Source organism: Gulosibacter sp. 10 (assembly GCF_900163695.1).
Taxonomy (GTDB): Bacteria; Actinomycetota; Actinomycetes; order Actinomycetales; family Microbacteriaceae; genus Gulosibacter.
Genome location: NZ_FUIC01000031.1, coordinates 18,431 through 27,279 on the forward strand (window position 1 = coordinate 18,431; position 8,849 = coordinate 27,279).

10 protein-coding genes are annotated in these 8,849 nt (G+C 67.5%); 4 read left to right on the forward strand and 6 right to left on the reverse strand.

Going from position 1 to position 8,849, the window contains the following annotated elements; translation table 11 throughout:
- Positions 1-969 (forward strand): permease prefix domain 1-containing protein, encoded by a 969-nt coding sequence (locus tag FM112_RS11900; RefSeq protein ID WP_087007808.1) that lies wholly within the window; start codon positions 1-3, stop codon positions 967-969.
- A gap of 7 nt (positions 970-976) precedes the next feature.
- Here the strand turns inward: FM112_RS11900 and FM112_RS11905 are convergent, their stop codons facing one another.
- The 6 genes from FM112_RS11905 to rpsF form a co-directional block, all read right to left on the reverse strand.
- A complete protein-coding gene (locus FM112_RS11905) occupies positions 977-2,659 on the reverse strand; it encodes an RNA-binding domain-containing protein (RefSeq protein WP_087007810.1) in 1,683 nt (560 codons plus the stop codon).
- 79 nt (positions 2,660-2,738) lie between these two features.
- A complete protein-coding gene (dnaB, locus tag FM112_RS11910) occupies positions 2,739-4,184 on the reverse strand; it encodes a replicative DNA helicase (RefSeq protein WP_087007812.1) in 1,446 nt (481 codons plus the stop codon).
- A gap of 471 nt (positions 4,185-4,655) precedes the next feature.
- On the reverse strand, positions 4,656-5,108 hold the full coding sequence (gene rplI / locus FM112_RS11915) for a 50S ribosomal protein L9 (protein ID WP_087007815.1): 453 nt from the start codon (positions 5,106-5,108) through the stop codon (positions 4,656-4,658).
- A gap of 18 nt (positions 5,109-5,126) precedes the next feature.
- The gene (gene rpsR / locus FM112_RS11920; protein WP_087007817.1) at positions 5,127-5,384 is read right to left on the reverse strand and encodes a 30S ribosomal protein S18; all 258 of its coding nucleotides are present in this window, start codon (positions 5,382-5,384) and stop codon (positions 5,127-5,129) included.
- Positions 5,385-5,432: 48 nt separating this feature from the next.
- Positions 5,433-6,002 (reverse strand): single-stranded DNA-binding protein, encoded by a 570-nt coding sequence (locus FM112_RS11925; RefSeq protein WP_087007819.1) that lies wholly within the window; start codon positions 6,000-6,002, stop codon positions 5,433-5,435.
- Between the two features lie 30 nt (positions 6,003-6,032).
- Positions 6,033-6,410, reverse strand: a complete 378-nt coding sequence (rpsF, locus tag FM112_RS11930; protein ID WP_087007835.1) for a 30S ribosomal protein S6 — start codon at positions 6,408-6,410, stop codon at positions 6,033-6,035.
- Between the two features lie 257 nt (positions 6,411-6,667).
- On the opposite strand from rpsF, the gene FM112_RS11935 reads away from it, so the two are divergent.
- The 3 genes from FM112_RS11935 (at position 6,668) to FM112_RS11945 (ending at position 8,581) form a co-directional block, all read left to right on the forward strand.
- Positions 6,668-7,099, forward strand: a complete 432-nt coding sequence (locus FM112_RS11935) for a hypothetical protein (RefSeq protein WP_087007821.1) — start codon at positions 6,668-6,670, stop codon at positions 7,097-7,099.
- Between the two features lie 22 nt (positions 7,100-7,121).
- Complete coding sequence (locus FM112_RS11940; RefSeq protein ID WP_087007823.1) at positions 7,122-7,640, forward strand: hypothetical protein; 519 nt, start codon at positions 7,122-7,124, stop codon at positions 7,638-7,640.
- 95 nt (positions 7,641-7,735) lie between these two features.
- Complete coding sequence (locus FM112_RS11945; protein ID WP_087007826.1) at positions 7,736-8,581, forward strand: SDR family oxidoreductase; 846 nt, start codon at positions 7,736-7,738, stop codon at positions 8,579-8,581.
- Positions 8,582-8,849 lie beyond the last annotated feature (268 nt).

Here is an 8,849-nt window from a genome sequence, read left to right on the forward strand (position 1 = left end):
ATGCCTGCCACGCTGACCGAGCGGTACATCGCCGCCGCCGTCAAATCCCTGCCGCCCGACACGCAGAAGGATGTGCGCGACGAGCTCGCGGCCTCCATCGCCGATGCCGTCGAGGCGCGCATCGAGCACGGCGAGCCCGCCGACGAGGCCGAGCGGGCCGTGCTCGCGGAGCTGGGCGACCCGGCGGTGCTGGCCGCCGGCTACGCCGAACGGCCCCTGCACCTGATCGGCCCGCGCTACTACCTGGCGTGGTGGCGCCTCCTCAAGCTGCTGCTGTGGATCGTGCCGGCCTCCGTGTTCGGGGCGCTCGCGCTGGGCCTCTCCCTCGCGGACGAGCCGATCGGCACGATCATCGGGCAGTCGCTCGGCGTCGCGATCAGCGTCGCCGTGCACCTCTGCGTCTGGGTGACCGTCGTGTTCGTGATCTTCGAGCGCACCGGCGCCGATACCGGCGTCGAGTGGACCCTCGACGATCTGCCGGAGCCGGAGGAGCGCACCGCGGGCCGGGTCGACCTCATCGCCTCCCTCGTGCTGCTCGGCCTCTTCGCCGGCGCCGTGCTCTGGGACGGGCTGTTCGGGTTCGCCCGGGCCGGCGGCGAATCCATGCCGGTGCTCGCTCCCGGGCTCTGGCCTTGGTGGGCCGCGGCGCTGCTCGCGCTGCTCGCCGCCGAGGCGGTGCTCGCGGTGCTCGTGTTCACCCGCGGCCGCTGGACCGCGCCGCTCGCGATCGCCAACACCGCCGTCTCGGCGCTCTTCATCAGCTGGGTGCTAACGCTCCTGGGGCGCCAGCAGCTCATCAACCCCGAGTTCATCGACCGCGTGCTGCTGGCGAACGGCGTCGACCAGGACGCCCTGCGCATCCTCGCGATCCTGCTCGGCTTCCTCGCCGTCGGCATCTCGGCGTGGGATTCGGCCGCCGCCTGGGTCAAGCACAACCGCTCGGAGCGCGCACTCGGCACGTCGAGATAAGCCGAGCTCACGCTTCTCCGGGTGAACCCGCACTCACATAATGGGCTGTACGACGCTGACCGCGCATCTCCAGTTGACCTCCATCGACGAGACGACGAAGCACGGTTTTCGCCTGCTCGGGCCCGAGTCTGCACAGTTCAGCGACCTTTCCCCGAGTGATGCTGCCGTACTGCTCGACGTAGGCCATCACCATGCGATCCTGCTGAATAGGGTCGGTGTCCTGAAGCCGTACATACTCGCTGGACTGAGCGATCCGGTAGAAGGCCGCAGTGAGGTGATTCCGTCGGTGGCGCCCCGTTCCGCGAGCCTCCACCACCCCTGCTTCGCCGAGCTTGGTGAGTTGCATTCGAATTCTCGACTCCGGTTCGCGCAACCCTTCGGCGAGTTCGAGGACCGACTGAGGACCTGTCGATTTGAGTTCATGAATCACTCTGAGCTGTAACAGGGAGAGGTGTGCCCCCGTCGACTCCTCATGTTCCAGGACGAAGCGGACCGTCTCGATATCCGATTCACTGGATGGAACGGAAACCGACACGGAATTATACGTCGAGCGCGAATAATCGGGCTCGCTACGACCGGCCCTGAGAAGCTGGTCATACATCGCAGGAACTCCACGACCCGCTCGATCCACGATCCCGGCGCGCTTGAATGCTTCGGCGAGGATCGGGCTCCGTGGACGAGACTCCTCAAGCAGGTTCTGCAGGGTGATCCCCTCGGGGAAACCTCCCCGACTGGTGACCCGGAACACCTCTTCGTCGAGTTGTACGACAGTCGGACCGACCAGAGCATAATCCCGATGCACTAACGCATTCGCGATGGACTCACGCACCACCTGAATCGGAATCCGTGGTACGCCCACACGATGCAGGCCGAACATCAGCTCTCGTTCGTCGTTTCGGGAATCGATCAGGTCGTACAACCGATCGGCAGCCTGGAACAGCGGAAGTCTGATCGATTCCTTGAATACGATGTCCCCGCGCTTGAGCTCCGTGAAGACGACCTCCGCGGTCGGAATGAAACGCTCGAGGGACGAGGCCGTCCCGAATAGGAGTATCGCCCCCAGCGTCAAAGGGTCGTCTCCACGGGCGCTCAGTCTGAGCGCCCGAAGGATCTCCTCGTCGGAAAGCGCCGCGAGTACCCGATCCCCTCGCATGCTTCCGCATCGTTTCCGAAATCTGTCGATCTCGGCTTGGTCGATGTCTTCCCAGGTCGCACCGCGAGCCGGTGTCGCGGCGTAGTCGCGCCCTTGGGCCGCTAAGCCGGCCGAGAGCATTTCGTGCAGCGGGTAAGGAACGCACTGCGGTTCTCCGATCGCGTCCAGGCGTCGGCGAAGGTACTTTCCTCTCGACGTGCCCACCGGCATATCCGCCGCGGGAACGTCGATGACGCCGATTTCGAGGCCATCCACATGCACCAGCTCGGCACGCACCGCTACGGGTGGTTCGGTCCGGTTCAGGATCATCGCTTGCAGCAGGTGCGAATGCGTGCGATCCCGGCGCCGGGGTTCGAGCCCGGTGATACGCCCGTCGTCCTCCACTCCCAGCAGAAGCACGCCACCCTCACCGTTTGCAAGACAAGCGACTGCATCGACGATGAGATCGTCACTCAGCGCGCTGCGTGCCCCGCGCTTGAATTCCACTGTGAGCGTTTCTCCCCGCTCGACCAGCGCCTTAACCTCTTCAGGAGTCATGAACCAAAGTTATCCAAAACTTTGGGTGTCGACAAGCAGAACACCCTCGACGCCCAATACTTTGGGGGTCGCCGACGCCCTACATGGGCCCGCCGCCGGGCGGGGGCGCCATGCCGGGCGCGTAGTCGACGAACTTCGACAGGTGGCCCTGGAAAAGCACCGTAATCGTGTCCGTGGGGCCGTTCCGGTGCTTCGCCACGATGAAGTCGGCCTCGGATGCGCGCGGGTGGTCCTTCTCGTAGGCGCCCTCGCGGTGCAGCAGGATGACCATGTCGGCGTCCTGCTCGAGCGAGCCCGATTCGCGCAGGTCGCTCACGGCCGGTTTCTTATCGGCGCGCTGCTCGGAGTTTCGGTTCAGCTGCGAGAGCGCGATCACGGGCACCTCGAGCTCCTTCGCGAGCAGCTTCAGCGCACGCGAGAACTCGGAGACCTCCTGCTGACGCGACTCGACGCGCTTGCCCGAGGTCATGAGCTGCAGATAGTCGATGACGATGAGGTTGAGGCCGTACTTCTGCTTGAGCCGGCGGCACTTCGCCCGGATCTCCACGAGGGTCATGTTCGGCGAGTCGTCGATGTAGAGCGGCGCGCCGGCGATGTCCCCCTGCGTGCGCGCGATCTTGCCGAGGTCGTCGTCCGAGATCTTGCCCGTGCGCATGTGCTGCAGCTTGACGTTCGCCTCCGCCGAGAGCAGGCGCATCGCGATCTCCGACCGGCTCATCTCGAGCGAGAAGAAGATCGACGGCATGCTGGCGTGCACGGAGGCGTACCGGCACAGGTCGAGCGCGAGCGTGGACTTGCCGAGGCCCGGCCGGGCCGCGATGATGATGAGCTGGCCGGGGTGCAGCCCGTTCGTCAGGGCGTCGAGATCGCGGAAGCCCGTGGGCACGCCCGTGAGGGTGCCGTCGCGGTTCTGCGCCTTGTCGATCTCGTCCTGGGCCTCGAGCATCGCCTCGCTGAGCGGCACGTAGTCCTCGGTCTCGACGCCGCCCGTGACGCCGTAGATCTCGGCCTGGGCCTGGTTGACGAGCTCCACGACCTCGCCCTCGGCCCCGTAGCCCATCTGCACGATCCGGGTGCCCGCCTCCACGAGGCGCCGCAGCACGGCCCGCTCCGCGACGATGGTCGCGTAGTAGCCGGCGTTCGCGGCGGTGGGCACGATCCCGGCGAGCGTGTGGAGGTACTCCGCGCCGCCCGCGCGCTGCAGATCCCCCACCTTCGTGAGCTGGTCCGTGACGGCGATCACGTCCGTCGGCTCGCCCGCGGCGTAGAGGGTCTGGAGCGCGTCGAAGATGATCTCGTGCTTGGGGATGTAGAAGTCCTGCCCGCGGACCTCCTCGATGACGTCCGCCACCGCGTCCGGCGAGAGCAGCATGCCGCCCAGCGCCGACTGCTCGGCGAGAAGGTCGTGCGGGGGCGTGCGGGGCCCGTCCTGGTACTCCGGGCGCCCGTCCTCCGAGCGCCTGCCGCCCGAGGGCGAGTCGCCGGACCGCTCGCGCGTATCGTTCCCGAGATGCGTGATGGTCATGCGCGCTTCCTCACTTTCTTCAGGCCGCCGAGCGCTCGTGCCGGCAGAGCCTCCGGGGCGGGCGGGCGGATGCCGTGTCGGGAGGCACTGTACTTCGACCCCCGGACATCGCCGCCGCGAAACCCGGCGCCCGTCGGAACGATCCCTCGAGGTCCGTGCCGAGCGGCGCCTCGCCACCATAACCGCGTTTGTCCACTCGAATTTCCGTACCTGTGGATAACTTGTGAGCAGTTCGTGGACGTTTCCGCCTCCCGATGTGCACCGCCTGGGGATAATTGTGGATAACCACTCGAAGAACTTCGGAAAATATTTGCTCGATCTGGGGTTTCACTCTCCACACCGATATTCTTCAAGCTGTGTAAAGTTCCACTTGAAGGTTGCCGCCGGTCCTGACATGACTGTGGATAAGTCATTCGAACAGACCCGAACACCCCTCCTCGGGAAACGACGCAGCGGGTCGGGCGCGCTCGCTTAGCGGGCGGCCACCACCTGGACCTGGAAGGTCGCCACGATGTCGTCGTGGAGACGGACCTTGGCCTCGTGGTTGCCCGTGGTCTTGATCGCGTTCGGGAACTCGATCTTGCGCTGGTCGATGGTGCCGATGCCGAGCTCCTTGACGGCCTCGGCGACGATCGCGGGGCGGACGGAGCCGAAGAGACGGCCCTCCTTGCCGGCCTTCACGGTCACCTTGACGAGCGCGTTCTCGAGCGACTGCTTGAGCGCCTGGGCCTCCTCGGCCGTGGCGAGCGCACGCGCGGCGCGGGCCGCCTTGATCTGCTCGACCTGCTTCTCGCCGCCGCGGGTCCAGTTCGTCGCGAACCCCTGCGGGACGAGGTAGTTGCGGGCGTAGCCGTTGCGAACCTCGACGACGTCGCCTGCTGCTCCGAGACCGGAGACTTCGTGCGTAAGAATTACCTTTGCCATGATGTGGTCCTTCTCTCCTTAGCGCCCGGAACCGGCGTACGGGAGCAGTGCCATCTCACGGGCGTTCTTCACGGCGCGAGCGATGAGGCGCTGCTCCTGAACCGAGACGCCGGTGATGCGGCGGGCACGGATCTTGCCGCGCTCCGACACGAACTTGCGGAGGGTGTTGACGTCCTTGTAGTCGATGACGCCGACCTTGATGTGCTTTGCGGGTGCCGCGGGCTTGTCCTTGCCGCGTCCCGTGTTGCGGCGCTTGCCGCTCGACTTTCCAGCCATTGCTGTTTCTTTCTCTTCTCGCTGTAGGAATCGATGTGCGACGGCCCGTTAGAACGGGGGCTCGTCGTCAAATCCACCCGAGGGACCCGCGCCGGGCGCAGCCCAGCCGCCGCCACCGCCGCCGAAGCCGCCGGAGGACTGGCCCCCGCCGCTCTGGCCGCCGCCGCCCCACGGCTCGTTCGCCGGGGGACGCTGCTGCTGCATCTGCTGCTGCGGGGCGCGCTGCTGACCGCCGCCGACCTGTCCGCCGCCACCGGTGGTGCGGGTGACCTGCGCGGTCGCGTAGCGGAGGGCGGGGCCGATCTCGTCGATGTCGAGCTCGAATGCGGTGCGCTTCTCGCCCTCGCGGGTCTCGTAGTTGCGCTGCTTGAGCTTGCCCTGCGCGATCACGCGCTGGCCCTTGGTCAACGTGGCCGCGACGTTCTCGGCGTATTCGCGCCAGACGGAGGCGCGCAGATACATCGACTCGCCGTCCTTCCACTCGTTCGACTGACGGTCGAACTGACGCGGGGTGGATGCGATGGTGAAGTTGGCCACCGCGAACCCGTTGGGCGTGTACCGCAGCTCCGGGTCGGCGGTGAGGTTCCCCACCACGGTGATGATCGTGTCGCCTGCCATGTCGCGCTCCCTATCTAGGTGGACGTGTGATTACTCGGTCTCGGCCTTGTCGGCAGCAGCCTGGGCGGCTGCTTCCTTCTTCGCCGATTCTGCCTTCGCGGCGGCGACGCGAGCAACTGCTTCTTCCGCACGCAGCACCTTGGTGCGCATGATTGCCTCGGAGAGGCGAAGCTGACGGTCGAGTTCCTGAGCGGTTGCAGCGTCAGACGTGAAGTTCACGACGGCGTAGACGCCCTCGTTCTTCTTGTTGATCTCGTACGCGAGCTTGCGGCGGCCCCAGATGTCGGTGCTCTCGATGCTTCCGCCGTTGTCGGTGATAACGGTGAGGAACTTCTCGAGGCTGGGGGCGACGGTGCGCTCGTCGATCTCGGGATCAATGATCACCATGAGCTCATACTGATGCACGATAAACCCACCTCCTTTGGTCTCGAACGGCCACAGACGGTCTGTGGCAGGAGGGTTGATGCATCGCATCCGCCGCGGTTGATCGGGCGGATGCCGCTGCCCTGCGCGAAGCGAAGGGACAACCTGATAATCCTAGGCCCTGCGCATCCAGCGCGCCAGTACCGATTCCGGGACGGGCCCGGATACAACCTGAGGCGCTTCCTCCCCATCCCCTCGGATGTTTGGATGGGGGGTGCAATCCGATGAGGAGGAGGACACCCATGAGCTACGGCCCGCCGCCGGGATACTCGCCGTATCCCGGCCAGCCCAGCCCCGTGCCGCCGGCGCAGACCGGCCTCAACGGCTTCGGCCTCACCTCGCTCATCCTCGGCATCCTGGCCGCCGCGGTCTGCTGGCTCCCCTTCATCGGGATCGTGGGCATCCTCTTCGCCATCGCGGGCCTCGTCTTCGGCATCCTCGGCATCACGATGCTGAAGTACCGCGAGCGCCGCACCCTCGCCATCATCGGCACGATCGTGTGCTCCGTGGCCGGGGTCGCGGCCATGATCCTGCCGTGGATCACCGGCGCCTTCTTCGTCTTCGACTGGTTCATGAACTCGGGCGTCATCGAGGACATCGAGGACTGGGCGACGACGTATCCGACGACCTCGCCCGACTTCACCGGCGCGCCCTTCCCCACGACCACCCCCTGACCGGGCCCGACCGAGGACATCCATGACCCAGCCCCCGAGCGGCTCGCCCTACGCCCCGCACGGCGACTCGCAGCCGCAGTTCGATCAGGCCGGCAACCCGCAGGCCTCCTTCCAGCAGCCGGATGCATCGCCGCAGTTCCCCGTGCAGCCGTATCATCCGCAGGCCGGCGCGGCCCCCGGAGCGCCCGGCCCGTACGGACCGATGGCCGGCTACCCCGGACCCGGGCAGTACCAGTACCAGTACCGCGCGGCCCCGGCGCCCGGCATCAACCTGCCGGGCATGTGGTCGATGATCTGCTTCGGCGCCGGCCTGGTGCTCACCTGGCTGCCGTGGGTGGGCTGGCTCTTCGGCTTCGCGCCCCTCGCGGGCGTGGTGCTCGGCATCGTCGGGCTCAGCATGGATCAGTACCGGGACAAGCGCGCGCTCGCCGGATGGGGGCTCGGCCTGAACATCTTCCTGCTGGTCGTGATCCCCGTGCTCTTCGTGCTCTTCGTCGTCTTCGGCCTCGCCTTCATCCCCTGGCTCGCCTACAACTCCTGACCGCTCGGCGCCGGATCCCGCCCGCTCGGCGCCGTTCGTGACCGTTTTTGTCGGGCCGGTCGAGGCGGGCGGCGCTCCGGCGTAGCGTTCGGGGCATGACAGCGAATTCTGCAGCAGCGCACGGCCCCTCCGCGGGCGGACGGGTCCAGGACAAGGTCGCCTTCATCACCGGCGCATCGGGCGGCATCGGCTCGGCCACCGCGGTGCGGCTGGCCGAGGAGGGCGCGCACATCGTGGCCACCGACATCGCCGCGCGGCGGGAGGCGCTCGAGGCCCTCCGCGGGCGGCTGCCCGAGCATGCGCGCCTGCTCGCGCTCGAGGCGGATGTGACCGACCAGGCCTCGCTCGACGCGGCCGTCGAGGCCGCCGTCGCGGAGTTCGGCCGCATCGACATCGTGCACGCGAACGCCGGCATCCTGCTGCCCGAGGGCAACGCCGAGGACATCGGCGAGCAGACGTGGGACCGGGTGATCGACATCGACCTCACCGGGGTGTGGCGGACGGCCAAGGCCGCCTTCCCGGCGCTCAAGCGCAATGAGCGCGGCTCGAGCGTGATCCTCGCCTCCTCGACCGCGGGCATCCGCGCCGCCGCGGGCGGGAGCGCCTACGCCGCGGCGAAGCACGCGCTGCGCGGGCTCGCCTCCACGTGGGCGCACGAGCTGGGCCCCTACGGCGGGCGCGTGAACACGGTGCATCCTACCGCGGTGGCCACCGACCTCGTGCTCAACCCCGAATCGCTCAAGCGCGCCCGCCCCGACCTCGAGGATCCGCAGCCTGCGGACGTGGTGGAGGCCTGGAAGCGCGGGAAGCTGCTCGACACCCCGTGGATCGAGCCGCTCGACGTGGCCAACGCCGTGCTCTTCCTCGCCTCCGACGAGGCGAGGTTCATCACCGGCGCGAACCTCGTCATCGACGCCGGCTCGACCGTGAAGTGGGGCTGAGCCTCCGAGCCCTCCCTCGCGAATCTTGGTGCCTCCCGCGGCCCGTCCCGCCCGGCGCCAAGCCCGGGCACGTCCCCGGCGAATCTTGGCGCCTCCCGTCGTCCCCACGGAATCTTGGCGGCGGGATGCCACCCTCCGGAATCTTGGCGGCGGGATGCCGATCTCCGGAGTCGGATTCGGCATCCCGCCGCCAAAATCGTGAGCGAGCGGGGGGGGTGGGGCCTGGAAGCGCGGGAAGCTGCTCGACACCCCGTGGATCGAGCCGCTC

Coding starts and splice junctions, on each gene's coding strand:
- FM112_RS11935 (WP_087007821.1), top strand. CDS start 6,668: ATGAGCTACGGCCCGCCGCCGGGATACTCGCCGTATCCCGGCCAGCCC.
- FM112_RS11945 (WP_087007826.1), top strand. CDS start 7,736: ATGACAGCGAATTCTGCAGCAGCGCACGGCCCCTCCGCGGGCGGACGG.
- FM112_RS11925 (WP_087007819.1), bottom strand. CDS start 6,002: ATGGCAGGCGACACGATCATCACCGTGGTGGGGAACCTCACCGCCGAC.
- FM112_RS11905 (WP_087007810.1), bottom strand. CDS start 2,659: ATGACTCCTGAAGAGGTTAAGGCGCTGGTCGAGCGGGGAGAAACGCTC.
- rpsR (WP_087007817.1), bottom strand. CDS start 5,384: ATGGCTGGAAAGTCGAGCGGCAAGCGCCGCAACACGGGACGCGGCAAG.
- FM112_RS11900 (WP_087007808.1), top strand. CDS start 1: ATGCCTGCCACGCTGACCGAGCGGTACATCGCCGCCGCCGTCAAATCC.
- rplI (WP_087007815.1), bottom strand. CDS start 5,108: ATGGCAAAGGTAATTCTTACGCACGAAGTCTCCGGTCTCGGAGCAGCA.
- dnaB (WP_087007812.1), bottom strand. CDS start 4,184: ATGACCATCACGCATCTCGGGAACGATACGCGCGAGCGGTCCGGCGAC.
- FM112_RS11940 (WP_087007823.1), top strand. CDS start 7,122: ATGACCCAGCCCCCGAGCGGCTCGCCCTACGCCCCGCACGGCGACTCG.